23 protein-coding genes are annotated in these 26,099 nt (G+C 71.0%); 14 read left to right on the top strand and 9 right to left on the bottom strand.

Annotated features, from left to right (window positions below):
• Window positions 1–17 precede the first annotated feature (17 nt).
• Window positions 18–773 (bottom strand): SIS domain-containing protein, encoded by a 756-nt coding sequence (locus AB5J55_RS18560; RefSeq protein ID WP_369271758.1) that lies wholly within the window; start codon window positions 771–773, stop codon window positions 18–20.
• Window positions 774–1,016: 243 nt separating this feature from the next.
• Here AB5J55_RS18560 and AB5J55_RS18555 point away from each other — a divergent pair, with 243 nt between their 5' ends.
• Both AB5J55_RS18555 and AB5J55_RS18550 read left to right on the top strand, forming a co-directional pair.
• Entirely contained in the window at window positions 1,017–1,709 is a 693-nt protein-coding gene (locus AB5J55_RS18555) for a metal-dependent transcriptional regulator (protein ID WP_062703554.1), read from the top strand.
• Window positions 1,710–2,394: 685 nt separating this feature from the next.
• Window positions 2,395–3,282, top strand: coding sequence for an alpha/beta fold hydrolase (locus AB5J55_RS18550; protein WP_369276227.1), 888 nt, complete (start codon window positions 2,395–2,397; stop codon window positions 3,280–3,282).
• A gap of 133 nt (window positions 3,283–3,415) precedes the next feature.
• Here the strand turns inward: AB5J55_RS18550 and AB5J55_RS18545 are convergent, their stop codons facing one another.
• From AB5J55_RS18545 to AB5J55_RS18535, 3 genes are all read right to left on the bottom strand, one after another.
• Entirely contained in the window at window positions 3,416–5,008 is a 1,593-nt protein-coding gene (locus tag AB5J55_RS18545; RefSeq protein ID WP_369271757.1) for a transporter, read from the bottom strand.
• Window positions 5,005–5,772, bottom strand: a complete 768-nt coding sequence (locus tag AB5J55_RS18540) for an ABC transporter ATP-binding protein (protein WP_369271756.1) — start codon at window positions 5,770–5,772, stop codon at window positions 5,005–5,007. The genes AB5J55_RS18545 and AB5J55_RS18540 overlap by 4 nt, the downstream gene beginning before the upstream one ends.
• 65 nt (window positions 5,773–5,837) lie before the next feature.
• The gene (locus AB5J55_RS18535) at window positions 5,838–6,500 is read right to left on the bottom strand and encodes a bifunctional DNA primase/polymerase (RefSeq protein ID WP_369271755.1); all 663 of its coding nucleotides are present in this window, start codon (window positions 6,498–6,500) and stop codon (window positions 5,838–5,840) included.
• 318 nt (window positions 6,501–6,818) lie between these two features.
• On the opposite strand from AB5J55_RS18535, the gene AB5J55_RS18530 reads away from it, so the two are divergent.
• Window positions 6,819–8,204 (top strand): transcriptional regulator, encoded by a 1,386-nt coding sequence (locus tag AB5J55_RS18530; protein WP_362387929.1) that lies wholly within the window; start codon window positions 6,819–6,821, stop codon window positions 8,202–8,204.
• Between the two features lie 202 nt (window positions 8,205–8,406).
• On the top strand, window positions 8,407–10,260 hold the full coding sequence (locus AB5J55_RS18525) for a hypothetical protein (protein ID WP_369271754.1): 1,854 nt from the start codon (window positions 8,407–8,409) through the stop codon (window positions 10,258–10,260).
• Between the two features lie 40 nt (window positions 10,261–10,300).
• On the opposite strand, the gene AB5J55_RS18520 is transcribed toward AB5J55_RS18525, so the two are convergent.
• On the bottom strand, window positions 10,301–11,608 hold the full coding sequence (locus tag AB5J55_RS18520; RefSeq protein WP_369271753.1) for an ABC transporter substrate-binding protein: 1,308 nt from the start codon (window positions 11,606–11,608) through the stop codon (window positions 10,301–10,303).
• A gap of 117 nt (window positions 11,609–11,725) precedes the next feature.
• Here AB5J55_RS18520 and AB5J55_RS18515 point away from each other — a divergent pair, with 117 nt between their 5' ends.
• Together AB5J55_RS18515 and purU are read left to right on the top strand one after the other, a co-directional pair.
• A complete protein-coding gene (locus AB5J55_RS18515) occupies window positions 11,726–12,226 on the top strand; it encodes a hypothetical protein (protein WP_369271752.1) in 501 nt (166 codons plus the stop codon).
• 82 nt (window positions 12,227–12,308) lie between these two features.
• Window positions 12,309–13,190 carry a formyltetrahydrofolate deformylase gene (purU, locus tag AB5J55_RS18510; protein WP_369271751.1) on the top strand — a complete coding sequence of 294 codons (882 nt, stop codon included), beginning with the start codon at window positions 12,309–12,311 and terminating at the stop codon, window positions 13,188–13,190.
• 168 nt (window positions 13,191–13,358) lie between these two features.
• Here purU and AB5J55_RS18505 read toward each other — a convergent pair whose 3' ends face one another.
• On the bottom strand, window positions 13,359–14,630 hold the full coding sequence (locus AB5J55_RS18505; protein WP_369276226.1) for a zf-HC2 domain-containing protein: 1,272 nt from the start codon (window positions 14,628–14,630) through the stop codon (window positions 13,359–13,361).
• 104 nt (window positions 14,631–14,734) lie between these two features.
• Entirely contained in the window at window positions 14,735–15,319 is a 585-nt protein-coding gene (locus tag AB5J55_RS18500; RefSeq protein WP_369271750.1) for a sigma-70 family RNA polymerase sigma factor, read from the bottom strand.
• Window positions 15,320–15,666: 347 nt separating this feature from the next.
• Here AB5J55_RS18500 and AB5J55_RS18495 point away from each other — a divergent pair, with 347 nt between their 5' ends.
• Together AB5J55_RS18495 and AB5J55_RS18490 are read left to right on the top strand one after the other, a co-directional pair.
• Window positions 15,667–16,047: an STAS domain-containing protein gene (locus AB5J55_RS18495; RefSeq protein ID WP_328880941.1), complete on the top strand. Its 381-nt coding sequence runs from the start codon at window positions 15,667–15,669 to the stop codon at window positions 16,045–16,047.
• A 175-nt stretch (window positions 16,048–16,222) separates the two neighbouring features.
• Window positions 16,223–16,735: an EF-hand domain-containing protein gene (locus AB5J55_RS18490; RefSeq protein WP_369271749.1), complete on the top strand. Its 513-nt coding sequence runs from the start codon at window positions 16,223–16,225 to the stop codon at window positions 16,733–16,735.
• 3 nt (window positions 16,736–16,738) lie between these two features.
• Here AB5J55_RS18490 and AB5J55_RS18485 read toward each other — a convergent pair whose 3' ends face one another.
• Entirely contained in the window at window positions 16,739–18,247 is a 1,509-nt protein-coding gene (locus tag AB5J55_RS18485) for a class I adenylate-forming enzyme family protein (protein ID WP_369271748.1), read from the bottom strand.
• A 156-nt stretch (window positions 18,248–18,403) separates the two neighbouring features.
• On the opposite strand from AB5J55_RS18485, the gene AB5J55_RS18480 reads away from it, so the two are divergent.
• The 3 genes from AB5J55_RS18480 (at window position 18,404) to AB5J55_RS18470 (ending at window position 21,386) form a co-directional block, all read left to right on the top strand.
• Window positions 18,404–19,537: an acyl-CoA dehydrogenase family protein gene (locus AB5J55_RS18480; protein WP_369271747.1), complete on the top strand. Its 1,134-nt coding sequence runs from the start codon at window positions 18,404–18,406 to the stop codon at window positions 19,535–19,537.
• A 3-nt stretch (window positions 19,538–19,540) separates the two neighbouring features.
• Window positions 19,541–20,416, top strand: coding sequence for an acyl-CoA dehydrogenase family protein (locus tag AB5J55_RS18475; RefSeq protein WP_369271746.1), 876 nt, complete (start codon window positions 19,541–19,543; stop codon window positions 20,414–20,416).
• A 493-nt stretch (window positions 20,417–20,909) separates the two neighbouring features.
• The gene (locus tag AB5J55_RS18470; RefSeq protein WP_369271745.1) at window positions 20,910–21,386 is read left to right on the top strand and encodes an ATP-binding protein; all 477 of its coding nucleotides are present in this window, start codon (window positions 20,910–20,912) and stop codon (window positions 21,384–21,386) included.
• A 401-nt stretch (window positions 21,387–21,787) separates the two neighbouring features.
• Here the strand turns inward: AB5J55_RS18470 and AB5J55_RS18465 are convergent, their stop codons facing one another.
• Entirely contained in the window at window positions 21,788–22,714 is a 927-nt protein-coding gene (locus AB5J55_RS18465; protein WP_369271744.1) for a cyclase family protein, read from the bottom strand.
• A gap of 96 nt (window positions 22,715–22,810) precedes the next feature.
• On the opposite strand from AB5J55_RS18465, the gene AB5J55_RS18460 reads away from it, so the two are divergent.
• From AB5J55_RS18460 to AB5J55_RS18450, 3 genes are all read left to right on the top strand, one after another.
• Window positions 22,811–23,722 (top strand): SDR family NAD(P)-dependent oxidoreductase, encoded by a 912-nt coding sequence (locus tag AB5J55_RS18460; protein WP_369271743.1) that lies wholly within the window; start codon window positions 22,811–22,813, stop codon window positions 23,720–23,722.
• Between the two features lie 82 nt (window positions 23,723–23,804).
• Complete coding sequence (locus AB5J55_RS18455; RefSeq protein ID WP_369271742.1) at window positions 23,805–24,956, top strand: acyl-CoA dehydrogenase family protein; 1,152 nt, start codon at window positions 23,805–23,807, stop codon at window positions 24,954–24,956.
• The gene (locus AB5J55_RS18450; protein WP_369271741.1) at window positions 24,956–26,005 is read left to right on the top strand and encodes a Zn-dependent alcohol dehydrogenase; all 1,050 of its coding nucleotides are present in this window, start codon (window positions 24,956–24,958) and stop codon (window positions 26,003–26,005) included. The genes AB5J55_RS18455 and AB5J55_RS18450 overlap by 1 nt, the downstream gene beginning before the upstream one ends.
• Window positions 26,006–26,099 lie beyond the last annotated feature (94 nt).

The following is a 26,099-nucleotide window of genomic DNA, read 5'->3' as shown; positions in this document are numbered from 1 at the left end:
GTCGCTACTGACGGTCGCTACTGCCGGTAGAAGATCCGGTCGCCGTACTTTTCGAACACCTTGCCGTTCCAGTCGTGACCGCCGTCGACGTTGCCCGAGCGCAGGAGCGGGGGCTCGATGCCGCGGTCTGCGAGGGAGGCCGCTGCCGTGGCCATGACGGCCTGGAGGAGGGCCGTGGTGACGACCGTGGAGGCGGGGGCGAAGGGGGCCGGGATGGTGTCGAGCGTGAGTTCCGCGTCGCCGATCGCGATCTTCGAGTCGAGGACGATGTCGCAGTGGTCCTTGAGGTAGGTGCCGGAGACATGGCGGGAACTCGTCTCCGAGGCGTACGCCACCGAGGTCACGCCGATGACCACCGCGCCCAGGGCGCGGGCTTTCATGGCCATCTCCACGGGCAGGGCGTTGCGGCCGGAGAGGGAGATGACGACGAGCGCGTCGCCGTCCCGGAGGGGGGAGCTGTCCAGGACCGCGCTTGCCAGGCCGTCGACGCGTTCGAGGGCTGAGCCGAGGGTGGCGGGCATGACGTCCACGCCTACGACGCCGGGGACGGCGAGCAGGTTCATCAGGGCGAGGCCGCCCGCGCGGTAGACGACGTCCTGGGCGGCGAGGGAGGAGTGACCGGCGCCGAAGGCGAAGAGGCGGCCGCCGGCGGCGACGGTGTCGGCGAGCAGGGTGCCGGCCGCCTCGATGTTCTCGGCCTCCTGGTCGCGGGCCCGCTGGAGCAGGGCGATGGCGGCGTCGAAGAACTGGTCGGCCGGCTTGCTGTCGCTCATGCGGGGCCCCTTCGGGGGTGGGCGTGTGTTGCGGATCACCGTGCGGTCTGGACCAGTGTGGTGTCAATACGGTGTGCCGCCGGTGGCCGGGCCGGGTGCATACCCTCGTGTAACCCGCTGGTTTCAACGGCGCGGCACGGTTGTCAGTGGTATCCGGCAGAATTGAATGCAGGGCCAGCGCACGCGCCGTGGAGCTGTCTCGCTTCCGGCTGAGCTAATCGCAGAGCTAATCGAGGGGCACGTATGTCCGGACTGATCGACACCACGGAGATGTATCTCCGCACCATCCTCGAGCTGGAGGAGGAAGGTGTGGTCCCCATGCGCGCCCGTATCGCCGAGCGGCTGGACCAGAGCGGCCCGACCGTCAGCCAGACGGTGGCGCGGATGGAGCGTGACGGGCTGGTGTCCGTGGCGACCGACCGGCATCTTGAGCTGACGGACGAGGGCCGGCGGCTGGCCACCCGCGTCATGCGCAAGCACCGCCTCGCCGAGTGCCTGCTCGTCGACGTGATCGGGCTGGAGTGGGAGCAGGTGCACGCCGAGGCGTGTCGCTGGGAGCACGTGATGAGTGAGGCCGTGGAGCGGCGCGTGCTGGAGCTGCTGCGGCACCCGACCGAGTCGCCGTACGGCAATCCGATCCCCGGTCTGGAGGAGCTCGGCGAGAAGGACGGTGCCGATCCGTTCCTCGACGAGGGCATGGTCTCGCTGGCCGACCTCGACCCGGGCGTCGAGGGCAAGACGGTCGTCGTGCGGCGGATCGGTGAGCCGATCCAGACGGACGCGCAGCTGATGTACACGCTGCGTCGGGCCGGCGTGCAGCCCGGCTCGGTGGTGAGTGTGACCGAGTCGGCGGGTGGCGTGCTGGTGGGCAGCGGCGGCGAGGCGGCCGAGCTGGAGGCGGACGTCGCCTCCCATGTGTTCGTCGCCAAGCGCTGACGACAGGTCGTTCTCGCTTCTCGGGTGTGTAACTCCCGGTGAACAAGCGGGAGTTGTGGCGATTCTGGATCTCGCCCATTCCAAGATCCAGTAGGTCGAATCGCAGCGCTCCGGCGATTCGCGTGCGAGGCTGTCGCATGAGGCATATGACCTGAGATCTCTGGGCCGGCATCGTCAGCGATGCGTCCGGCCGGGGAGGGGGCGCGACGATGTGCCGTGAGTGTGGAGAGGGCCCCGGCGCCACATGGCGCCGGGGCCTGTCCTCCCCTGTGCTGACCCGGAGCCCCGAGCTCTCAGGGTCAATCCCCTCGGACCGGTTTCCCCGAGCGGTCCGCCTCCCGCTGAAGATCTCCCCTCGACGCCGGCGATCAATCCTTGAAGGGGGTCACTCGAATGAGGGGTGTTGGCCGCGAGTGCCGTATTTTCGAATAGGGGTTCGATAGTCTGCGGTGACAGGTCAGGCGGAACGTGCGCTTCAGAAGTGTGCGCATAAGATCACGTCAGACACACAGGACATGCACATCGCGTCCGGGGGCATTCACGACGCGTGCGACGCAGGTGGCACGTGGTGCTCGCGGGAGCGGCGGCAGATACGGCAGGCACGACAGGTACGGCAAGCAGGACGCGGTTCACAGGACCGGTCGGCTCGAGCGGTCCGAGCGGAGCTAGGGGGGTGCCAGGACCAATGGTGCGGCGCATCGACGTGACCGGCGCGGGCGGCGTACGTCTCGCGGCCTGGGAGTTCGGCGACCCTCCCAAGACCGACCCCGCCAGGGAACATGAGCGCACGCCCGGTGTGCTGTTACTGCACGGCCTGATGGGCCGCGCCTCGCACTGGACGTCCACCGCCCGCTGGCTCTCGGAGCGGCACCGTGCCGTGGCGCTGGACCAGCGCGGCCACGGCCGTAGCGAGAAGCCCTCGCAGGCCTCCTTCACGCGCGAGGCGTACGTCGACGACGCCGAGGCGGCCCTGGAGCAGCTGGGCCTCGCCCCCGTCGTCCTCATCGGCCACGCCATGGGCGCGCTCACCGCCTGGCAGCTCGCCGCGAGGCGGCCCGACCTGGTGGGGGGCGTGATCATCTGCGACATGCGGGCGTCCGCGCTCGGCTCTGCCTCGCAGCGGGAGTGGGCTGACTGGTTCAAGGCCTGGCCCGTGCCCTTCGCCACGCTGGCCGATGTGCGCAAGTGGTTCGGCGAGGACGACCCCTGGGTCGAGCGGCCGAATCCCGCGCGGGGCGAGTTCTACGCCGAGGTGATGCACGAGTGCGAGGACGGGTGGCGGCCCGTTTTCGATCCGGACCAGATGCTCAGGTCCCGGGAGACGTGGGTGTTCGACGCGCACTGGGAGGAGCTTGCCCAGGTTCGGTGTCCGGCGCTGGTTGTGCGTGGGCTGGATGGCGAGCTGGGGCGGGCCGAGGCTCAGGAGATGGTGCGGGTGCTGCCTCGGGGGGAGTATGCGGAGGTGGCCGACGCGGGTCACCTTGTGCACTACGACCAGCCCGAGGGGTGGCGCGCGGCGATCGAGCCGTTCTTGGATGCGGTGCGCTCCGCGGGGGACTCCGGGCGCCTGTGAGCTCGGGGCCTTCTGCTCGGCGGCGGCTGCGGGTCGAACGTGGTTGATCGCGCCCACGCGGCGGAGCCGCATATCGAAACAGCCCCGCGCCCCTCAGGGGGCGTTGCAGGCCTTCTGCGCCATCAAGCCCCCGTCACCCCTTGCTCACCGCCGTCAGGATCTCCGGCAGGCGTCCTGCCGTCCTCGGAGCCGCCAGCCGTAGGCCCAGCAGCGTGAGCGCCGCCCCGTACGCCGCTCCGCCCGGCAACAGAAGCCAGGTCCAGTCGTCCCCGCCGTCGCTCACGTTGAGCCAGATCGTCACCGCGATCACGGGGGCGCACAGGAGGGCCGCCGCCATCATGCCGCCGAAGATCGAGATCCATGCGAGGGCCGTCTGGCCGGGGGCCACGTTCTTGTAGCCCTCCTGGGGGATGGAGTACGGGAAGCGGGCCGAGGTCCACGCGCCGGTCGCCAGCATGGCGCCGAGGAGGGCGAAGGAGAGGCCGAGGGCCTCGGGCAGCTTGGGCCAGTCACCGAGGAGTGCTGTCGTCAGGACGGTGACGAGGGTGGCGTAGGGGAGGGTGATCAGCAGCAGGGCCAGCGCCCGGCCGCGCAGCTCGACGTAGGCGTCCCGCGGGGACGAGATCGTCATCGCGACCATCCAGAACGCGGACGTGTCCTGCCCGAACTGGTTGTACATCTGGATGCCGAGCATCCCGGCCGCGAAGCAGGCGAAGTAGATCGAGCCGGTGCCCTGCAGGGCGTTGAACAGGGGCACGATCAGGCCGATGGCGAGCGAGGTCACCCAGGCCGCCTTGGTCTTCGGGTCGCGCCAGACGTAGCGCAGGCTGCGTTCCATGACGGTGCCGGTGCGGCCGGGCGGGAGGAGGCGGCCGAGGCCCGTCGAGTTCCGTTCGCGTACGGCGGACTCCGTGACCGCCTGGAGAGTGGAACCGTCGGGGGATGTCATCAGCTTGCTCAAGTGGCGTGACCATACGACGATCAGGGCCACCAACGCGCCGACACTCAGGGCAAGTTGGAGAAGACCGGTTCCGTACGCCCCCTCGCTCACCGACTCCACCGCCCCGATCGCGGACGCCGGCGGCACCCACCGCAGCACATCCGCCACCGGATCGAGCTGTGCGAGCCCCGACGAACCCAGGCGCTGCGCCCCGAAGTTCACCACCTGCGCCCCGATCGCGATGACCAGCCCGCTCAGCACCGCCAGATCGCGTCCCTTACGGCTGGTCAGCAGCCGGATGTTGGCCGTGGCGACGGTCCGCGCGAGCGCCACGCACACCAACAGGGCCAGCACGACGGCGATGACGGCGACGACGTACGCCAATCCGCCCCGCGCGAGCGCGATCACCGAACCGGTGAACAGGCACAGGGTGAACAGGGGGCCGATGCCGACGAGGGAGGCCGCGAGCAGTGCCCGCACCAGGGGCTGGGGGCGCAGCGGCAGCATCACCAGCCGGGTGGGGTCCAGGGTCTCGTCGCCGCCGGGGAAGAACAGCGGCATCACGGCCCAGCCGAGCGCCAGGACGGCCACCAGGAGCACGACCACCGAGTCGGCGTGCGCTGTGCCGCGCAGCATGATCAGGCCGAGCAGCTGCAGCGCCGCGAAGAGCAGGACCACGACGGCCGAGGCGATGTAGGCGGCCCGCCGGCCACCGGACTGGCGCAGGCCGTTCCGCAGCAGCGACAGCTTCAGCCGTACGACGACTGCGGTCACGTCGGCGCTCATCGGGCCCCGCCCAGCCAGTCGAGGTCGGACCCGGTGTCGCGGGCGTTCGCGCCGACGAGTTCGAGGAACGCCTGCTGCAGCGAGGCCGCGTCGCCGCGGACCTCGGCGAGGGGGCCGTGGGCCCGGATGCGCCCGGCGGCCATGACGGCGACCCAGTCGCACAGTGACTCGACGAGCTCCATGACGTGGGAGGAGAAGACGACGGTCGCACCGGAGGCGGTGTAGCGCTCCAGGACGCCCCGGATGGTCTGGGCGGAGACCGGGTCGACGCCCTCGAACGGCTCGTCCAGGAAGAGCACTTCGGGGTTGTGGAGCAGCGCCCCCGCGAGGCCGATCTTCTTGCGCATACCGGTCGAGTAGTCGACGACCAGCTTGTGCTGGGCCCCCGCCAGATCGAGTACGTCCAGCAGCTGGGTGGCCCGCTTGTCGACCTCGGCGCCGGGAAGCCCGCGCAACCGCCCCGTGTACGCGAGCAACTCCCGCCCGGAGAGCCGCTCGAAGAGCCGAAGCCCTTCGGGCAGCACCCCGATCCGCGCCTTCACCTCGACGGGGTCCCGCCAGACGTCGTGCCCGACGACCGAGACGGACCCCTGATCGGGCCGCAGCAACCCGGTCACCATCGAGAGCGTCGTGGTCTTCCCGGCGCCGTTGGGACCGACGAGCCCGATGAACTTCCCCGCGGGCAACTCCAGATCGATCCCGGCAACGGCAACTTGCTGCCCGAACCGCTTCCAGAGCCCACGCACACTTACGGCCGACGTCATGATGGCCAAACTAAAGGGGCGCGGGGAACTGCGCGACCAGCCACAAACAACCCGCAGTCGCCGTACTACCTGTCGCGCCCACACGCATACGCGAGCGGCGAGATCAACTCCTCCGCATCCGGCAGCCACCGGTTCGCCGGCGTGGGCCGACAGGCCCACTGCACAGCCCCCCGAGACCCGAACCGCGTGGGCGGCCCGGCGACATACGCCCCCTCGCCCAGCGCGACCAGGTCCAGCGACCCGACCGACCACCCCAGCTTGCGCACCAGCTCCGCCACCTTCACCGACGCCCCCGGCAGCACGAAGAAGTGCATCCGGCGGTCCGGCGTCAACGTCACCGGTCCCAGCGTCAGTTCCATCCGCTCCATACGGGCCAGGGCGAGAAACCCGGCCGTCTCCGGGACGGAGATCGCGTCGAAGGTGCGCCCCGTCGGCAGCAGGATCGACGCGTTCGGCTGCTTCTGCCACATCCGGCGGGCGACCGTCGCGCTCCCGGTCGCCTGCGTCGCCCAGTCCGGGCGTGCGGGGTGCGCGCCGGGCGCGGGGCAGGCGGTGTCGCCGCAGGAACAGAGCTGCACGCCGTCCACGGCTTCCAGCCAGGTCCCGGGGAACACGTCCCAGTGACGCTCCTCGGCGTAGCGAACGGCGGTCTCCAGCAGCGTTTCGCCGCGCTGCTTCGGAATCTGTGCGGCTTCGGTGGCCGGGATCGTCTCTTCCACGCTGAACACAACTCCCGCACCCACCTGTAGTTACGGGCGTAGCGCGCGCGGGGGAGGAGCATTGATTCCTCATCTGGGGCGCATGGGTGCACGTGTGGGGGCGCGCGGGAGGATCCGTGGTCGGAGCTGGGTAGCCCACTGTGGGGTCGGCTTCCGCCATTACCCCGGCAATCCTCACAAGCCTCGCATTTTCGGTATGCCGACGGGGCATTGATCTTCACGGCCGGAATCTTGCGGTGCACAGCCAGTGCCCCGGGGTGGGATTCGGTGGTGGAAGACACATCAACTCGGTGCGTGGGCAGGCACCGCAGCCACAGGGGGTACGCCATGGCCGCAAGGCCTCTCGTCGCGCGACAGCCGAACGAACGGCTGCAGGCGCTCATCCAGGAAGCGGGCTGCTCGAACGCCGGGCTGGCCCGCCGGGTCAACATGTGCGGTGCCGAGCACGGACTCGATCTGCGCTACGACAAGACGTCCGTGGCCCGTTGGCTGCGCGGACAGCAGCCGCGGGGACGGGCGCCCGCGATCATCGCGGAGGCGCTCGGCCGCAAGCTGGGCCGTACGGTCACGATCGACGAGATCGGCATGGCCAACGGCAAGAACCTCGCGTCCGGCGTCGGTCTCCAGTTCTCGCCGACGGTACTGGGAGCCATCGAGCAGGTCTGCGAGCTGTGGCGCAGCGACGTCGGACGCCGGGACTTCCTGTCCGGCTCGTCCGTCGCCGCGTCCGCGCTGGTCGAGCCCAGCCGCGACTGGCTGATCTCGTCGCCCGACTCACAGGTGGCGCGCTCGGCGGGGCCGCGGGTGGGGCAGTCCGATGTGCAGGCCGTGCGCGCGATGACTCAGGCGCTCGTGGACCTGGACCATCAGTACGGCAGCGGGCATGTGCGCCCGGTCGTCGTGCACTACCTGAACAGTGTCGTCTCCGGGCTGCTGGCCGGGTCGTACCGGGAGGCGATCGGGCGGGAACTCTTCGCCGCCGTCGCGCGGTTGACCGAGCTCGCCGGGTACATGGCGATCGACACCGGGCAGCCGGGGCTCGCCCAGCGGTACTACATCCAGGCGCTGCGGCTGGCGCAGGCGGCGGGAGACCGGGGGTACGGCGGGTACGTGCTGGCCGCCTCCATGAGTCACCTCGCCGCGCAGCTCGGGAATCCGCGCGAGATCTCGCAGCTCGCGAGGGCGGCGCAGGAGGGGGCGCGGGGGCGCGTGACACCGCGCGCTGAGGCGATGTTCTACGCGGCCGAGGCGCGAGGGCATGCGCTGATGGGCGACGCACGGGCCGCCCAGGTGGCGTCCGGACGTGCTGTGACCGCGCTGGAGACGGCCGATCCGGAGTCCGGGGACGACCCGGCGTGGATCGCGCACTTCGACGAGGCCTATCTCGCCGACGAGTTGGCGCACTGCCACCGCGACCTCGGCCAGGCCGAGGCGGCGGCGCGGCGCGCGGAGGAGTCGCTGGCCGGCCTCCCGGAGACGAAGGCGCGGCGCCGGGCGATCGGCTATGTGCTGCTCGCCACAGCACAGGTGCAGCAGCGCGAGGTCGAGCAGGCCTGCCACACCGGTCTGAAGGCCGTGGAGCTGCTGGAGACCCTGCGGTCCAACCGGGGCGCCGAGTATCTGGAGGACTTCCAGCAGCGCCTGGAGCCGTACCGGGACGAGCCGGTGGTCAGGGAGTTCGGGGCGCGGCTGGACCTTCCGGCGGCGGCGTGAAACCGCGGGGTACCAGGGCGTGAACGGCAGGGAAATGAAGGCGACGGTGACGAAAGGGGGACGTATATAGCGGATGGGGGCCCGGAATTGTTACGGCGGTCACAGGGACCCAGGTCACGTCCTGGGCGGCGTGGCACCCGGCTCGGCGGAGCCGGTAGCGTGACCCGACGATTCACAAGGTCCCCCATTAGTAGGAGTCCCGGTGACGCAGAGTGGACGGGGCGAGGAGCCCTCGGCGCGACCCGCGCGCGAAGGCATCGTGCTGCCCTCGGACGGTGGTGAGCCGCTGCTGCCGGGTATGACGGGCGCGCAGGCCGGCCGGCCGACGTCGGTACCGGCCACGCCGCCGACCGCACCCCCGCCCTCGGCACCGCCCGGCGGGCAGGCCTGGGGCACCCCCTGGGGACCCGACCAGAACCAGCACCCGGCTCCGCCGCCGGCCGCGCCGGGCCAGGCCTGGGGCACCCCGCCCGACCAGTCCTGGGGCGGGCAGGAACAGCAGTACCAGTCGCCGCCCCCGCAGCAGTGGGGCGCTGCGCCGGACGCTGCCGGGGGCGTGCAGGGCGCGCCGTCGTACGGCCATGGCGGCCCGGCCGGGTCGCAGCTGCCCGCGCCGCAGCAGCCGTACGGGCACGGCGATCCGTCGTCGATGCCGCTGCCGCCCGCGGGCGGTCAGGGGTACGCGAGCGCGCCGCTGCCGCCCGAGGGGCAGCACGGCACGCACGGGGCGCTGCCGCCCGCCGGTGCGCAGACGTACGGCGCTCCCGGCCAGGGCGCCGCGCTGCCGTCCGCCGGGCACGGTGACCCGGGCACGCAGTACGGAGCCCCGGGCGCCGACGCGCCCTTCCCGCAGGCCGGTTCGGGAGGCTACGCGGCCCCGATGCCTGCGGCCGACGAGGGCGCCACCCAGTACATACCGCCGGTCGCCGCCGCCCCAGGGGGCGCGGACCAGGCCACCCGTTACATACCTCCCGTCGCCGCACCCGCCGCCGACGAAGGGGCGACGCAGTACATCCCGCCGGTGGGGCCCGGGGCGTTGCCGCCCGAGGCGCCCAGTGAGCACACGCAGATCCTGGGGCGGGCCCGGCAGGGCGGCGGTGCCGGTCCTCAGGGCGGTGCCGGGCCGCTGCCGGCCGCTGCCGCGAGTGATGCCGACGCCACGCAGTTCATCCCGCCCGTGACGGGTCAGCCGGGCGCGGCGCCGCAGGCGGGGCAGGGCCGGCAGCCGCTGTCCGACTTCGACAACCTCTTCCGCAGCGAGCCGGCCGGTGCGGCCCCGGCCGGTGCCACCCAGCAGATGCCGCGTATCCAGCATCCCCAACCGCAGCCACAGGGCCGGCACGGGTCGGGGTACTTCCCGCCCGGCCCGTCCGGCCCGGGCACCGACGACGTCGGCCGCGGAGGCCGCGGTGGCGGCCGTACGGGATCCAAGGTGCCGCTCATCGCGGCCGTCGGCATCGGGATCGCCGTCCTCGGCATCGGTGCGGGCGCGATGCTCGCCGGCGGGGGCGGGGACGATCCGAAGGGCGACGACAACAAGCCCGTCTCCGCCACGGCCCCGGCGACCGAGGGTTCGGCGTCGCCGTCCGACGATCCGGCCGAGCAGCAGGCGGTCGCCCTGGACAAGCTGCTGGCCGACAGCGGCGACAGCCGTACCGCCGTGATCAACGCGGTGGCCGACGTGAAGTCCTGCAGCAACCTCCCTCAGGCCGCCACGGACCTGCGGGGCGCGGCCAAGCAGCGCAACCAGCTGGTCACCGACCTGTCCAAGCTCGCCGTCGACCAGCTCCCGAGCCACACCGAGCTGACGAGCGCGCTGAACAAGGCGTGGCAGGCGTCGGCGTCCGCCGACAACCACTACGCGGCGTGGGCGGACCAGGTGGCGGCCAAGAAGGGGCAGCTCTGCAAGAAGGGCCAGGCCCGCTCCACCGGGCAGACCCAGGCCGGCAACCGCGCGAGCGGCACCGCCAGCACGGAGAAGAAGACGGCCGCGCAGCTGTGGAACACGATCGCCAAGAAGTACGGCCTGGCCGAGCGACAGCCCACCCAGCTGTAGTAGGGGGCGGGGTCGTCGACCGCCCGGAAGGGCGGGGCGGTCAGTTCACGTCGGCGTTCTGCAGCGTGCTCGTCACGTCGATGAAGCCCTTGCGGGCCGCCACCAGCTGACCGTCCCGCACGACCTGGAGGGTCACCTTGCGGTTGACCAGACGGGGATAGCCGACGGTGGCCAGGACGTCCTGGAACTTCCACTGGAGGGCCGGTGTGAGCCCGCCCGTGGAGACCTTCAGGCCCTTGTTCAGTGCCCCGCGTACGGAGTTGGCGGTCACTTCGCCGTCGCCCAGCGACTCGACGACCTTCTTGAACACCGTGTAGGCGATCCAGGTGGTCTGCACGCCGGCGTCCGCGGGGTCGATGCGGTTGTCGCCGAAGGCCTGCTCGCTGATCACCTTCTTCATCGCGTCCCAGCGCGGGTCGCTCGTGACCGGGTACCAGCCGGAGATGTACGAACCGTCGTACACCGACGCCCCGCCGGTCGTGTTGATCACGGTCTGGTCGACGCTGCCGAGGACGGTGGCGGTGCGCACGTCGCGGTAGTCCTCGCGGGAGCGCCGGAAGGAGTCCATGAAGGTACTGGTGCGGTCGCCGAGGGCGGGCACCACGCAGCCCTTCGCCGCCAGGTCGGTGGTGGCGTACTCCAGCGCCCGCTCCGACTGGCTCCCGTACTCCGTGGCGTCCTCCGCGGCCAGTTGGTCGGCCGAGGACGGGTGCCTGCCCGCCCGGAGCCCGGAGTCGAGCAGCGGCGGCAGCTCGTCGCCCGCGATGCTGTCGGGGCGGACCAGCGCCACCGGGCCGCACGAGCGGGACAGTTCCCTGCCGAGGCCCGCCAGGAGGCTGGGCTGGCCGCCGTTGACGGGGTAGGACAGCGGGCTGGTGAACTCGGCGTTGGTGACGCCGTAGCCGCCTATGTACGGGATTCCGGCGCTCTCCAGCGAGGGCAGGAAGGTCTCGCCGAACTGGCTGTAGGAGCCGATGACCGCGACGACGTTCTCCTCGACCGCACGGTCGGCGCACCGGGCCGCGGCCACGCTGTCGTTGCGGTCGTTGCAGGTGAGGACCTCGAGCTTGCGGCCGCCGAGGCCGCCGTGGCCGTTGATCCAGCGGGCGTACGCCTGCGCGAAGGCGGGCATGCCGGGTTTGTTGGTCGCCTTGGTGCCCTCCGGGGCCCAGGTCATGACCGTGATCGTGTCATCCCCGGAGCCCCCCGTGGCACCGGGGATGACCCCGCATCCGACCGCGAGCGACGCACACGCCACCACGGCAGCCGCGGAGCGAGCCGCTGCTCTGACGGGCCGGTCGGTGATCGTGGGGAGGAGCGTGCTGCGGGTGCGTCGCCTGCCGGTCATGGACACGCACGATTCCGCCACACAACAAACCGCGGCATCACCCTCGGTTATCACGGGGTGACCGGAAGGTGAATTACGGGGGCTGGTGAGGCCGCTGTGAAGGAGAACGTACGATCGATGACCGTGCAAGGTTCGGATAGCTCTTCCCGTCGCGCCCGTCGCTCCTCCACCATGGGCGGCATGCCACTCAACGACATGCCGTGGTGGCGCTGGCGCAGCAATGTGCGCTCCGCGCTGCACATGCTCTCCGACCAGACGTTCCAGCGGGACGTCTGGCTGGCCGGTGTCGACGGGTACGGCGACGTCACCGACGCCGTGTACCGCCTCGTCGAGGACACCTGGCTGGACAACTGGTCCGCCGAGAAGTACGTCGGCACGATCTTCCGGGACTCGCAGGAGGCGGCGCTCGTCGACACCGCCGTGCTGCGCGTGCTGCGGATCATGCACCAGGTCGGCCCGGACGCGGCGGTCTCCGCGTACGTCGAGAACCAGGGGTGGCCGGAGGCGGTGCGGGCGGCGCGGGACGCGCATGTCCGGATGGCCATGGCCGACGGCGAGGACCCGGATGCCCCGCCGCGCACCCTCGAGGTGCTGCGGATCATGACGCGCTCCGCGTGAGGAACCTGCCCGGGCCCGCTGAGCGGTCCGCGTAACGGGACGACTGCCCGCCGAGGGGGCCGGATATGGGACCCTGTGCTGCATGAACCAGCAGTCCACCCGAGCCGCGGTCCCCGCCGACCAGTACGTCCTCATCCTGTCGTGCCCCGACAAGCAGGGCATCGTGCACGCCGTGTCGAGCTACCTCTTCATGACCGGCTGCAACATCGAGGACAGCCAGCAGTTCGGTGACCATGACACGGGACTGTTCTTCATGCGCGTCCACTTCTCGGCGGAGTCGCCGGTGACGGTGGACAAGCTGCGCGCGAGCTTCGCGGCGATCGGGGACTCCTTCCAGATGGACTGGCAGATCCATCGGGCCGAGGAGAAGATGCGGGTCGTGCTGATGGTCAGCAAGTTCGGGCACTGCCTGAACGACCTGCTGTTCCGGGCGCGGATCGGCGCGCTGCCGGTGGAGATCGCCGCGGTGGTGTCCAACCATACGGACTTCGCGGAGCTGGTGGGGTCGTACGACATCCCCTTCCACCACATCCCGGTGACGAAGGACAACAAGTCCGAGGCCGAGGCGCAGCTGCTGGAGATCGTGCGCGAGGAGGGCGTGGAGCTGGTCGTGCTGGCCCGCTACATGCAGGTCCTCTCCGACGACCTGTGCAAGCAGCTGAGCGGGCGGATCATCAACATCCACCACTCCTTCCTGCCGAGTTTCAAGGGCGCGAAGCCGTATCACCAGGCTCACGCCAGGGGCGTCAAGCTGATCGGCGCCACGGCTCACTACGTCACCGCGGATCTCGATGAGGGGCCGATCATCGAGCAGGAGGTCGAGCGGGTGGGGCACGACGTCACGCCGGACCAGCTGGTGGCGATCGGGCGCGATGTGGAGTGCCAGGCGTTGGCTCGGGCCGTGAAGTGGCATGCGGAGCGGCGGATTTTGCTGAACGGGCGGCGGACGGTCGTGTTCGCCTAGGAGCTCGGGGGCTTCTGTCTCGCCGGCGGCTGCAGCCAGTCGATGGCTGGTCGCGCAGTTCCCCGCGCCCCTAAGAGGTGCGTCCACTGCACGCGCCTTCAGGGGCGCGGGGAACTGCGCGAGCAACCACGAACTACCCGCAGCCGCCGACGAAACCGCAGCCGCCCCCTACATCCGGCTCAAGCTCGCCGCAGCGAACAGCACATCCCTGATCGCCTCCCGGTCACCGACCTGCCCAGCCGCCGCTTCCGCCGGAGGCACGTGCCCCGCCGCCAGCCGGCAGAACTCCGCCCCGTCCAGAGCGACGTGGGCCACCTCGTGCTCGGCGGAGCCCACCGCCGCCGGGGAGTCCAGAGGAATCAGCCACTCGCCACCGCCGGAGCCCTCGATCTCCAGGCGCAGGCTACGGCCAGGCTCTCCCGCTGGGACGAGATGGCGCTGCCGGTCGGCAGGCGGCGCCGCGAACCCCGCCCGCCGCCGCGCGGCCAGCACCGTCGGCAGCATGCGGGCCGCCAGATCGACCATGTGGTGCAGATCGCGGCCGACCGGCGCCTCGTACGGATAGTCCACCGCGTCGGCGATGTCCTCCGCGTGCACCCAGCACTCGAAGGCGCGGTCCAGCATCGCGTCGCGCAGCGGCAGCTCGAAGTCGCCGTAGGCCACGGACAGTTTGCCGGTGCCGCCGCCCGCGAAGGACACCGTGCGGACCAGGGCGTGGGTCTGTTCGCGCCAGGGTGCGCGCACGGCGCGGGTGGGCGGGAAGTGCGAGGCCCGCCAGTACGCCTCCGTGCGCCCGGACGGGGTCGGCCGGTCCGCGGCGACGTCGCCCATCGGGTCCTGCAGACCCAGCGCGAGCGCCACCAGCCCGTCGACCGTCAGCAGATGGGCGATGACGCCGGCAACGGTGGTACGGCGGCTCGTCGGCTCGTCCTTCTCGAACCACCGCAGCCGCACGGGCGCGTGCCACTCGGCGTCCCCGAAGTCCTGCAGCAGGGCGTCGAGGCGGGCCGTCTCGGCGTCGTACGGCGACGCCCACTCGGGCACCGGGATGCGCGGCGGCCGGCGATCCAGGCAGCCCTGCAGGACGCGGGTGCGCAGGGCCGGGTCCAGGTCGAGGCTCTCGGCGGGGTGCAGCAGGCCCACGGCCTCGCGCAGCCGCCGTGCCTCGTCCGCGCAGGAACCGCAGTCGCCGAGGTGCTCCTCCACGGCCGCCGTCTCCTCCGGCGAGCAGGCGGCCAGCGCCCACGCGCCGAGGAGTGCCTTCAGGACGCGGTGCTCGAGGACGAGCGGGGCCGGGCGCGTGGGAGCGCCGAGGTCCTCCAGGGCGGGCAGAGGGCGTCCGGTGTCCTCGACGGAGGCGCGGGGGAGCGGTATGCGGGGCGGCTGGTCAGGGGTCGGCTGCGGGGTGGGGTGCCGGTCGTCGCCGTTGCCGCTGCTCATGCCGGCGGCTCCGCGGGTGACCTCTCCGAAGCCGTTCTCCTCCTGGTGCTTTTCATGATCCTTGTCCGGGGTGGGGTCATGGGAGGAGTTGTCGTGCGCCTCGTTCACACCGCGCCCCCGTATCCCGGTGGCGCCCCGGGGGCGGCTCCCGCGTCGTGGGCGGTGGACAGCAGTTGCAGGCCCAGGCGCAGGCGGCGGCGGGCCTCGTCCTCGGTGACGCCGAGGTCGGTGGCGGTCTGGCGGTAGTCGCGGCGCTGGAAGTAGGCCAGCTCCAGGGCGGCGCGCAGCGGGACGGGCATGGACTGGACGATGTAGTCGGCGCGGGCGGCGACCGAGGCGTGCCGTACCTTGCGCTCCAACTCCTCGGTGGAGCCCCGGCCGGCCTGGACGAGGGCGGCGGTCTCGGTGGCGCGCAGCCGCTGCACGGCCAGGCGGTGGGTCAGCGTGGCGACCCAGGAGCGCAGCGGGCCCTGCCTTGGGTCGTAGCTGTCCGGGTGCTCCCAGACGTGGGCGAAGACATCACGGGTGATGTGGTCGGCGGCATGCTCGTCGCCCAGCACGGTGTGGGCGAGGCCGTGCACGAGCGAGGCGAACCGGTCGTAGAGCTCGCCGAGGGCCGCCGCCTCGCCGCGCGCCAGACGCTGCTGCATCTTGCGGTCCCAGCGGGGCAGTGCGTCCTTCTTCGCCATCAGGCCCCCCTCACCGGTCCGCCCCGTCCAGCGTGCGTCCTTCGTCCCCCCGAATGTAGTCGGCACGTCTGACAGCGCACGCCCCTTTGTCGCAATGTGCGCCCCTTGAACGGTCATGGCTGGTGACGTACCTCGCACTCGTGATAGAGGAGCTCGCGCCCGGCCTTCGCACTCGTCGGCTACCCGACCATCGTGCGATCAGACTCGATCGAACAGGATCGAATGCGATTGAAACAAGCCTTTTCTGATCGGTGACCGTTTTCCGGACGGTGTTTCAGGGAACAGCCGCTGGGCAGCCGGGCTGCAAGGAAGCGTAGGTATCGCTTCCGGTTCGGCGAGCGAGGGGCGTGGTGGTGACGTTGAAAGTGACCGGCGGCGAGCGAGGCGACTGGGCTGTGCTCCAGGTGTCGGGCGAGCTGGATCTGGTGACCTCGCCGGTGATGCGTCAGCACATCCATGACGTGGTGGCCGAGGGGCGCCACAGCCTCGTCCTGGACCTCTCCGAGGTCCTGTTCTGCGACTCCAGCGGTGTCGGCGTCCTCATCGCCGCCCGTCGGCTGATCCGCTCGTGCCAGGGCAGCCTGCGGCTGATACTCCCGGCGCAGGGCGCGGTGGACGGCTCGCACGTGAACCGCGTGCTGGGGGCGCTGGGTGTACGCCGGCTCTTCGAGGTGTACCCGGACGTGGCGGCGGCGGTCGCGGACGACGCTCGGCCGCTGTCGGCCTGAGCAGCCCCCGGTTCCCTGAGGTCGGCCTGCCGAAAGCCCTCGGAAGTGCCACACCGTTGTCCCAAAATTCCCCCGGTCTTGGCACAACCGCCGCTTTCCGGCGCCCGGGCGGCCCCCGGCGTCGTACGCTCCGTGGCAGATGCACCCCACATGACGTAAGGCGGCCTGATAAGACATGGTCAGCAGCGAGTACGAGCGCAGGATCGCGGCCCGGTTCGCCGGCTTCGACCAGGACGGCAACGGCTACATCGACCGCGAGGACTTCAACGCGGCGGCCAAGGCCGTGCTCGCCGAGTTCGACACCGCCGCCCGTTCCGACAAGGGCCAGGCGCTCTACATCGGCGCCGAGGCGTTCTGGCAGGGCATGGCCGGGATCGCGGACCGGGACGGTGACCAGCGCATCACCCGCGAGGAGTTCGTGAACGGCGCGGTCAAGCGGCTGCGCGACAACCCGGACCGGTTCGCCGAGATCGCCCGCCCCTTCCTGCACGCCGCCCTCGCCGTGGCCGACCCCGACGGCGACGGATCCGCCACCGTCACCGACACCGCGCGCGTGCTCGGCTGCCTCGGTGTGGCGCAGGACGTCGCCCAGGCGGCGGCCGCCACGCTCGACACGGACGGCGACGGCAAGGTGACCGAGGACGAGACCGTCACCGCGTTCGCCCGCTACTTCACCGTTCCCGAGTGACATCTAGACGGACTTCGAGAAGCGCTCCCTGAGCTTGTACTTGAGCACCTTGCGCAGGGTCTCGTTGCGTGGAAGGGCGTCCACCACCTCCAGCTGCTCCGGCAGCTTGTGCGTCGACAGCCCTTCCCCGCGCAGATACGACGTCAGCGCCTCCAGGGTCAGCTCGTCGGCGCCGGGCGGCTGTTCCACGACCGCGCACACCCGTTCCCCGCGCGCCGCGTCCGGCAGGCCGATGACCGCCACGTCCCCGACCGCCGGATGCCGGTGCAGCAGGTCCTCGATCTCCTTCGCCGAGATGTTCTCGCCCTTGCGGATGATCACGTCCTTGAGGCGGCCGGTGAGCACCAGATGCCCGCTGTCCGTCAGCCGCCCGAGGTCGCCGGTCCGCAGGAACCCCTCCTCGTCGAAGGCCGCGGCGGTCTGCGCCGGGTCCAGATAGCCCCGGCACACCGCCTCCCCGCGCAGCCGCACCTCCCCGTCCACGATCCGTATCTCCATCTCCCGCGGCGGCCGCCCCTCGGTCGCCGCGAGGTTCTGCGCCGTGTCGTCCGGCGCCCCCATCGTGATCATCGGTACCTCGGTCATGCCGTAACCGTGGGTGAGCTGCACCCCCATCTCACGCACCACGGCGTGATACAGCTCCGGCGGCTTCGGCGCCCCGCCCCCCGCCAGCAGCCGCAGCGAGGGGACGGCCTTCTCGCCGGCCGGGAGCTTGCGCTGCTCCGTCAGGAACATCGAGTAGAACGCCGTGGACCCGCCCGCCATCGTCACCCCGTGCCGGCGATACGCCTCCAGCGCGTCCGGCAGCGCGAACTGCTCGAACATCACCGCGGGGAAGCCGTACAGCAGCAGCATCACCATGTAGTCCGGGCCGCCGATATGGGCGTACGGGAAGGCGATCGAGCCCACGTCGGCGGACGTGGGGCGCAGGGCGTGCGCCAGGCAGGAGCCGCCCGCGATCAGTGAGCGGTCGGTGTGCAGGACGCCCTTCGGGTCGGACGTCGTCCCCGAGGTCCAGTAGATCCAGCGCACCGAGGTGCCCTCGGCGGGTGGCGGGGGCAGTACCGCGGGATCGCCGTCGGGCAGGGTGTCGTACGCCTCGAAGACGCCCTTCGCGCCCAGTCGCCGTGCCATCTCCGTGTGGTCGAAGCCGCGCCACTCGCCCGGCACGGCGAAGAACTCCGCCTTCGACTCCCGCAGCGCGAAGCCCACTTCGCGGTCCCGGTAGAACGGGATGACCGGCGACTGCACGGCACCGAGGCGCGCCAGGGCGAAGGACAGCAGGGCCGTCTCGATACGGGTGGGCAGCTGCCAGGCGACGACCGTGCCGGGGCGTACGCCCATGTCGTAGAGGCCGGCCGCCACGCGCTCGGCACGCGCGCGCAGGGCGCCGAAGGACAGCTCGCGGTCCTCCTGGAGGAGGGCGGGGCGGTCGGGGGTGCGGTCGGCGCGGCCCGTGACCAGGTCCCAGAGGGTGTGAGAGGAACTCAGGGCGTGAGCGGTGTCGTTCATGACAGCCCCCTGCATCAGCTGACGGTCAGTCAGATCGTGGGCAGAGCGTAGGGCTCACCGCCTTGTCGGTCCAGGGGTGCGGGTCTAGCCTTCCTGTGGTGATGGAATCTGACGGAACGTCAGATACGTGCTCTTCCGGCGGAGGGGGACCGGTCCGTGGACCTGGCGTACACACCCGAGGAAGAGGAGTTCCGCGCCCGGTTGCGGGAGTGGCTGCGCCAGGCGCTGCCCAAGCTGCCGCCGAAGCCGTCCCCCGACGACTGGCCGGGGCGCCGCGCCTACGACCTCGGCTGGCAGCGCATGCTCCACGACGCCGGGTACGGCGACGTCCACTGGGGCGCCTCCCCGACCGTACGGCTGATCTTCCTGGAGGAGACCGAGAAGGCGGGCGCGCCCTATGTGGGCGCCGGGTTCGTCGGGCTGCTGCACGCGGGGCCGACCATCGCCGCCGAGGGAACCGCCGAGCAGCGGGCCCGCTGGCTGCCGCCGATCCTGCGCGGTGACGAGGTCTGGTGCCAGGGCTTCAGCGAACCGGACGCCGGAAGCGACCTCGCGGCACTGCGCACGCGCGCGCGTAGGGCCGGCGACGACTATGTGGTGAGCGGGTCCAAGATCTGGACCTCCCATGCCGAAGTGGCCGACTGGTGCGAGCTGTTGGTGCGCACCGACCCCGAGGCGCCCAAGCACCGCGGCATCAGCTGGCTGGCCATGCCCATGGACGCGCCGGGCATCACCGTGCGGCCGCTGAAGACCCTCGCCGGGTCGGCCGAGTTCGCCGAGGTGTTCCTCGACGAGGTGCGGGTGCCGGTCGCCAACCGGGTCGGGGCCGAGAACGACGGCTGGCGCGTGACGATGGTGACCCTCTCCTTCGAGCGCGGTACGGCCTTCGTCGGCGAGGTCGTCGCGTGCCGGCGGGTACTGCGCGAACTCGCCGTCGAGGCACGCAAGAACGGGCGCTGGGACGATCCGGCGCTCCGGCGGCGGCTGGGGCGGCTGAACGCCGAGTTCCGGGCGCTGTGGCGGCTGACGCAGTGGAACGTGAGCGAGGCGGAGCGGACCGGTGGGGTGCCCGGCGTTGGGGGTTCGGTTTTCAAACTGAGGTATTCGCACGCCCGTCAGGAGCTCTACGACACCGCGGCCGAGGTACTGGGCCCGGACTCGCTGGACCTGGACCGGTCATGGGTGCTCGACCGGCTGTCCTCGCTGTCGTACACGATCGCCGCCGGCACCTCGCAGATCCAGCGCAACATCGTGGCCGAGCGGATCCTCGGACTGCCGAAGGGGCGGTGACGGATGCGTTTCCAACTGACCGAGGACCAGCTCGCGTTGCGGGGCGGCGTGCGCGAGCTGCTGGCGCGGCGCTTCGGCCCGCAGGAGCTCAGGTCCGGCGTCGAGGAGCCCGGCCGTCTGGACCGTGCCCTGTGGCGGGAGCTGGGCGCGGCCGGGTTCTTCGCACTGCGGCTGCCGCAGGCGCAAGGCGGCGTCGGACTCGGGCTGCCCGAGGCGGTGTTGGCCTTCGAGGAGGCAGGGCGGACGCTGCTGCCGGGGCCCCTCGTGGCGACGCACCTCGCGGCCGGGACGGTGCCTGGAGCGGCCACCGGGAAGGCGGTCGTGGCGGCCGTCGGCAACGGGCTGGTGGAGTGGCTGGAGCAGGCGGACGTCGTACGGGGGGACGCGGCGGGGGCCGCACCCCTGCGGTCGGTGGACCCGCTGACGCCCCTGCACCGGGTCCCCGGGGTCGTCGCCGTGGACCCCGTCGCCGTCCTCCTTACCGCGGCCGAGCAACTGGGCGGCGCCACACGCGCGTGCGAGCTGGCCGTGCAACACGCCCGGACGCGTGAGCAGTTCGGGCAGCCGATCGGAGCCTTCCAGGCGATCAAGCACCTGTGTGCGGAGATGCTCGTGCGCGCCGAGACGGCCCGTGCCGCCGTCTACGCGGCGGCCGTCACGGCCGACCCGGCCGACATCCACACCGCCCGGCTGCTCGCCGACGAGGCCGCCGTGCGCGGCGCCCGCGACTGCCTCCAGGTGCACGGCGGCATGGGGTTCACCTGGGAGTTCGAGCTCCACCTGCATCTCAAGCGTGCGTGGGTCCGGACTCACCGTGCGGGCGACACTACGGTGAGTGAGGAGAGTCTGGCCGCCGAACTCCTCGCACAGCCGATCTAAGCGCTCCTGGTCTGCGACATCGCCGAAGGCGCCTGCGCGAGTGTCGCGGATTGTGGCATACCGGAATTACGGAGCGTTGATATCGGGTTGTGTCCTACGTGTGACTCGTCACGGCCTGGAGTCGGCCGTCCGCTCCGGTACCTTGTGTGAGATGCGAGTGGTTCCGAGCACGAGCCATCCCGGAGTTGCCCTTGAGGCGGCCCCGGATCCGGCGGTGCTCGCCGCTGCTTGCGGGGCGGGAGGGCGCTCTGTCCCCGCCTGTTCGACTCCCCACGACAAGCGTCGCACAGTATGCCGCAGGGGTACTCCTTCGCGCTGGAATATGCCCGAAGCGCTTGTTGGGGTGACTGTACGTCAACCATGCTGTCAGCTAAGGGATTCACGTTCCGTGACCCTGGCTTTGGCCATTGTTCTGGCCATGAAAAGAATGGCTAGGATCGTGGCCCTCGTGAGGCGCGGGGCTATGTGTCCGCCGGTTCGGATGGTGTGAGCGGTGCAGGTGCTTCAAGTGCAGCTGGAGATCCGGCCCGATCCCGCTGAGGTGGGACGAGCCCGGCGGTGGGCCCGCTCGCGGCTCGCGGGTTCCGGGATAGAGGCTGACGAGCCGCTCGCCGAGACGCTGATCCTGCTCGTCTCCGAACTGGTCACCAACGCCGTGGTGCACACCGGTTGTCCGGCCGTGCTCCGGCTGTCGCTGCAGGGAGCGGCGCAGGGCTGCGCCACCGTGCGGCTCGAGGTGGCCGACCGCAGTGACCGTGCGCCCGTGCCCCGATGTGTCGACGGCGACGCGACGGGCGGCCGTGGACTCGCCCTCGTCGACGGCCTCGCCGACCGGTGGGGCTGGAGCTCCGAGGGTGCCGGCAAGCGGATCTGGTGCGAACTGGACCGTGGCGCGAAGGCGCAGGGGGCGACGTCCGCCTACGGGAGCGGGGCCTCGGCCTACGAAGGGCTCGCGTACGAAGCGGTGTGACGGCGCACATGGCTGCAATTCCGCCGGATCCGGTGCACGGTTGCAGAACGCGCTGTGCCTCCTGCTCGGGGGGAGCATCGGTGCGCCTGGACATGCTTCCATGCGCGTCTCCTGCAAATAGGGCGTAAGTAACAAATCGCCGACTGGGTGTTGACGCCGCGTATTGGGTTGATCACGCTGGTGGTCAGCGATTCGCCGCGAGGGGACGACGAGGGCTTCGGTGACGGAGGTCCTTGCCGAGTGTGGGTCGTGATTCGGCGTCGGTTCTCCCGGGGGTCAGGAGGGCAGGGGCGGGTACGCCGGAGTCGGATGGCGGCGCGCGGTGCCGTGCTCGGGGCGGATGGGGGCACCTCCCGCTCGGGTGGAGCCGATTGGGGAAGCCGCGCCGCCAGCCGACCTCGTCAGAGCACGGCCACGGGTGCGACCGGAGTCCCCGTGGCGCCGACGAAGGGTTCGGGCATCGCCGACAGCAGGAACGCATAGCGGGCCTCTTGTCCACAGGCTGTGGACAACTCTTCGAGATTCCAGTTCTGACCCTGGATCATCCCCATTTCCACCAGGTCCAGCGCATGCACGGGCAGCCACAAATCATCTTTCTCGGGCGGAAATATCTCAAACGTGAGGGTGTCGTTCGCGACGGCCGCCACATCGCGCGCGTGGAACCACTCCGGCGTACGGATCGACAGGCCCGGCGACGGATAGCCGTACGCGTGCTTGTCGCCGGCGAGATAGACCTGGACCTGCCCCGTCCTCACCAGCACGATGTCGCCGCGGCGCACGCGCGTGCCCGCAAGTTCCTCGGCCGCCTCCAGGTCCTCCGGCGTGACCGCGTGCTCCCCGTCCAGTCGCGTGACGCCACGCGCGCGCGCCACGTCCAGCAGTACCCCGCGCGAGACGATGTGCCGCGCCTTGTCGATGCCGCTGAACTCGGCGCCGCCGTGCGGGGTGATGGTGTCGGCGGGACGGCCGTTGTACAGCCGGCCCGAGTGCGAGACATGGGTGAGCGCGTCCCAGTGGGTAGCGGTCTGCAGGCCCATGGTCACGGCGTCGTCGCTGCAGGCGACGGTTCCCGGGCCGAAGATCTCCTGGTTGATCTGCACCATGGCGTGCAGCGGGTTGATGCGTCCGGGGATCATCCCGGTCTGCACGCCGTCCTGCTGGAGGGGCAGTGCGAGGGGGATCCGACGGCCCGTGCGGACGCAGGCAGCGGCCTCGCGGACCACCTCGTCGGTGATCAGGTTCAAGGTGCCGATCTCGTCGTCGGCTCCCCAACGGCCCCAGTTGTTCACGCGTTTGGCGATGTCGTGGAACGCGTCCGGTAGTGACATGAGTCCTCCCCGGGGGCTTGTCTCCGCGTATCTGACGGGTCGTAGAATCAAGTCGAATCTAACGGACCGTCAGAAACTGCGGGAAGGGGCCGGGGCATGGGGAACTTCTTGGCAGGCAAGGTCGTCGCCGTCACGGGCGCCGGGCGGGGCATCGGCCGGGCGGTCGCGGTCGCGGCCGCCGCCGAGGGTGCGCGGGTCGTCGTCAACGACTACGGGGTGTCGGTGGAGGGCGGCTCGCCCACGAGCACGGTCGCCGAGGCCGTGGTCAAGGAGATCGAGTCGGCGGGCGGGGAAGCGGTCGCCGTCGCCGACGACATCTCCACGATGGCGGGCGGGCAGCGGCTGGTCGACGTCGCGCTGTCGTCGTACGGACGCCTCGACGGGGTCGTCTGTGTCGCCGGGATCCTGCGTGAACGGATGCTGTTCAACATGACCGAGGAGGAGTGGGATCCGGTGATCGCCACTCATCTGAAGGGCACGTTCACCGTGTTCCGGGCCGCTTCGGCGGTCATGCGCGAGCAGCGGTCCGGGACCCTGATCGGGTTCACCAGCGGGAACCATCAGGGGTCGGTGTCGCAGGCCAACTACAGCGCCGCGAAGGGCGGGATCATCTCGCTCGTGCGGAGCGCCGCGCTGGGCCTGCACCGGTACGGGGTGACCGCCAATGCGGTGGCGCCGGTGGCTCGTACGCGGATGTCGGCCGGGGTTCCCATGGAACTGGCGGAGATCGGGGAGCCGGAGGACGTCGCGGCGCTGGTCGTCTACCTGCTCTCGGACGGGGCTCGGGAGCAGGGGGTGACCGGGCAGGTCTACACGGTCGCCGGGCCGAAGATCGCGGTATGGGCACAGCCGCGGGAGCTGCGTGCCGCGTATGCCGAGGGGGGCTGGACGCCGGAGCGGATTGCCGAGTGCCTGCCGGGGTCGGTCGGGGTGGACCCGATGCCGATGCTGGAGCGGGTGGAGGCGATGGCTCGGGCTGCGGCGGAGGGGGCGCGGCCCAACGCCTGAGAGCTCCCCTGAACAAGGGGCGTTGTTCCTGGCCGGAGATGCCGGAGATGCCGGAGATGCCGGAGATGACGAGGAGACCCCAATGGACTTCGGGTTCACGGCGGAGGACGAAGCGTTTCGTGCGGAAGCGCGGGCGTGGCTCGATGAGTACGCCAAGGACGCTCGGGATCGTCGCAGCTGGGAAAGGACGCTCGGCAAAGCCGGGTGGATAGGGCTCGGTTGGACCGAGCGCGGATACGGCAACCGGAGCGCCACCCTCACCCAGCAGGTCGTCTGGGCCGAGGAGTACGCGCGGTCGGGGGCGCCGCCGAGGACCGGGCACATCGGGGAGAAGCTTCTGGCGCCGACGCTTGTCGCGCACGGGACCGAGGAGCAGAAGGCGCGGTTTCTGCCGGCGGTCGCGGCGGGGGACGAGTTGTGGTGCCAGGGGTACAGCGAACCCGGCGCCGGGTCGGATCTGGCGGGGGTTCGGACCAAGGCCGAGCTCGGGCCGGACGGGGTGTACCGGGTCACCGGGCAGAAGATCTGGACGTCTCTGGCCCATGAGGCCGACTGGTGTTTTGTGCTGGCCCGTACGGATCCCGAATCGAGTCGGCATCACGGGCTGACGTTTCTTCTTGTGCCGATGGACCAGCCGGGGCGGATCGAGGTGCGGCCCATTCGGCAGATGACGGGGACCAGCGACTTCAATGAGGTGTTCTTCGACGGGGCGCACGCCCGCGTGGAGCACGTCGTGGGGGGCGAGGGCGGTGGCTGGCGGGTCGCGATGAGTCTGCTCGGGTTCGAGCGGGGGGTGTCGACACTGGCCCAGCAGGTCGGATTCGCCGCCGAGTTGGGGCAGGTGGTGCGGACGGCCGTGGAGTCGGGGGCGGTCGAGGATCCCGTGGTGCGTGAGCGGCTTGTGCGGCAGTGGGCCGAGCTGCGGGTGATGCGGTGGAACGCCTTGCGCACCCTGGGGCGGTCCGGGGACGCGGGCGCGCCCAGCGTGGCCAAGCTGCTGTGGGGTGGCTGGCATCAGCGGCTCGGGGAACTGGCGGTGCTGGTGCGGGGCGCGGCTGCCGGGGTCGGGCCCGGGGAGTGGTCGCCCTCGGCGCCGTACGAACTCGACGAGGCGCAGCAGCTGTTCCTCTTCTCCCGGGCCGACACCATCTACGGCGGGTCCGATCAGGTTCAGCGCACGATCATCGCCGAGCGCGTGCTCGGTCTGCCCAGGGAGCCCAAGGGGGTCGTTTGATGCGCGGGGTGCTGTTCGACGGCAAGCAGGTGCAGGTCGTGGACGATCTGGAGGTGCGGGAACCGGGGCCCGGCGAGGTCCTGGTCGCGATCTCGGCGGCCGGGCTGTGCCACAGCGATCTGTCCGTGGTGGACGGGACCATACCCTTCCCGGTTCCTGTGGTGCTGGGCCATGAGGGCGCGGGAGTCGTGGAAGCGGTGGGTGTGGGAGTCACCCATGTCGAGCCCGGGGATCATGTGGCTCTGTCCACGCTCGCCAACTGCGGTACGTGCGCGGAGTGCGACCGGGGGCGGCCGACGATGTGCCGGCATGCGATCGGGCGGCCGGGGCGGCCGTTCCGGCGGGGTGAGCAGGCGGTGTTCCAGTTCGCGTCCAACTCCGCCTTCGCGGAACGAACCGTGGTGAAGGCCGTCCAGGCGGTCCGTATCCCGAAGGACATTCCCATGCCCTCGGCCGCGCTCATCGGGTGCGGGGTGCTGACGGGCGTGGGCGCCGTGCTCAACCGGGCGAAGGTGGACCGCGGGGACAGCGTGCTCGTGATCGGTACCGGCGGTATCGGCCTCAACGTCCTTCAGGGCGCGCGGCTCGCGGGTGCGCTGCGGATCGTCGCCGTGGACGCGAATCCGGCGAAGGAGGCGGTGGCGCGGCAGTTCGGGGCGACGGACTTCCTGACCTCGACGGAGGGCGTGCGGGAACTGCTGCCCACGGGCGCGGACCATGCCTTCGAGTGCGTGGGGCGGGTGGAGCTCATACGGCAGGCCGTCGACCTGCTCGACCGGCACGGGCAGGCAATCCTGCTGGGCGTTCCGCCGGCCGGCGCCGAGGCCTCCTTCGTCGTGTCCTCCATGTACCTCGACAAGTCCATCCTGGGCTGCCGGTACGGGTCGTCCAGGCCACAGCGGGACATCGCGCTGTACTCGGAGCTGTACCGGGACGGGCGGCTGCTGCTGGACGAGCTGGTGACGCAGACGTATCCGGTCGAGGAGTTCGAGAGGGCGGCGGCGGATGCGGAGGCGGGGAAGGTGGCGCGGGGGGTGCTCACCTTCTGAGCTCCGGTCTGTGCGGGGCGGTTCGCTTGCGGGGGCCGGCTGAACGACGTTTTCCACAGGCCCGGAAATCGGCTGCCGCGTTGTCAGCGGCGGC

Source organism: Streptomyces sp. R11, assembly GCF_041051905.1.
GTDB lineage: Bacteria > Actinomycetota > Actinomycetes > Streptomycetales > Streptomycetaceae > Streptomyces.
The sequence above is the reverse complement of the archived record's forward strand: the minus strand, read 5'-3'. Positions and strand labels throughout refer to the sequence as shown.

What these genes read in the sequence shown, in the direction of transcription:
- AB5J55_RS18560 (WP_369271758.1), bottom strand. Translation starts at nt 773, where the DNA reads ATGAGCGACAGCAAGCCGGCCGACCAGTTCTTCGACGCCGCCATCGCC.
- AB5J55_RS18555 (WP_062703554.1), top strand. Translation starts at nt 1,017, where the DNA reads ATGTCCGGACTGATCGACACCACGGAGATGTATCTCCGCACCATCCTC.
- AB5J55_RS18550 (WP_369276227.1), top strand. Translation starts at nt 2,395, where the DNA reads ATGGTGCGGCGCATCGACGTGACCGGCGCGGGCGGCGTACGTCTCGCG.
- AB5J55_RS18545 (WP_369271757.1), bottom strand. Translation starts at nt 5,008, where the DNA reads ATGAGCGCCGACGTGACCGCAGTCGTCGTACGGCTGAAGCTGTCGCTG.
- AB5J55_RS18540 (WP_369271756.1), bottom strand. Translation starts at nt 5,772, where the DNA reads ATGACGTCGGCCGTAAGTGTGCGTGGGCTCTGGAAGCGGTTCGGGCAG.
- AB5J55_RS18530 (WP_362387929.1), top strand. Translation starts at nt 6,819, where the DNA reads ATGGCCGCAAGGCCTCTCGTCGCGCGACAGCCGAACGAACGGCTGCAG.
- AB5J55_RS18520 (WP_369271753.1), bottom strand. Translation starts at nt 11,608, where the DNA reads ATGACCGGCAGGCGACGCACCCGCAGCACGCTCCTCCCCACGATCACC.
- AB5J55_RS18515 (WP_369271752.1), top strand. Translation starts at nt 11,726, where the DNA reads ATGACCGTGCAAGGTTCGGATAGCTCTTCCCGTCGCGCCCGTCGCTCC.
- purU (WP_369271751.1), top strand. Translation starts at nt 12,309, where the DNA reads ATGAACCAGCAGTCCACCCGAGCCGCGGTCCCCGCCGACCAGTACGTC.
- AB5J55_RS18505 (WP_369276226.1), bottom strand. Translation starts at nt 14,630, where the DNA reads ATGAGCAGCGGCAACGGCGACGACCGGCACCCCACCCCGCAGCCGACC.
- AB5J55_RS18500 (WP_369271750.1), bottom strand. Translation starts at nt 15,319, where the DNA reads ATGGCGAAGAAGGACGCACTGCCCCGCTGGGACCGCAAGATGCAGCAG.
- AB5J55_RS18490 (WP_369271749.1), top strand. Translation starts at nt 16,223, where the DNA reads ATGGTCAGCAGCGAGTACGAGCGCAGGATCGCGGCCCGGTTCGCCGGC.
- AB5J55_RS18485 (WP_369271748.1), bottom strand. Translation starts at nt 18,247, where the DNA reads ATGAACGACACCGCTCACGCCCTGAGTTCCTCTCACACCCTCTGGGAC.
- AB5J55_RS18475 (WP_369271746.1), top strand. Translation starts at nt 19,541, where the DNA reads ATGCGTTTCCAACTGACCGAGGACCAGCTCGCGTTGCGGGGCGGCGTG.
- AB5J55_RS18465 (WP_369271744.1), bottom strand. Translation starts at nt 22,714, where the DNA reads ATGTCACTACCGGACGCGTTCCACGACATCGCCAAACGCGTGAACAAC.
- AB5J55_RS18460 (WP_369271743.1), top strand. Translation starts at nt 22,811, where the DNA reads ATGGGGAACTTCTTGGCAGGCAAGGTCGTCGCCGTCACGGGCGCCGGG.
- AB5J55_RS18455 (WP_369271742.1), top strand. Translation starts at nt 23,805, where the DNA reads ATGGACTTCGGGTTCACGGCGGAGGACGAAGCGTTTCGTGCGGAAGCG.
- AB5J55_RS18450 (WP_369271741.1), top strand. Translation starts at nt 24,956, where the DNA reads ATGCGCGGGGTGCTGTTCGACGGCAAGCAGGTGCAGGTCGTGGACGAT.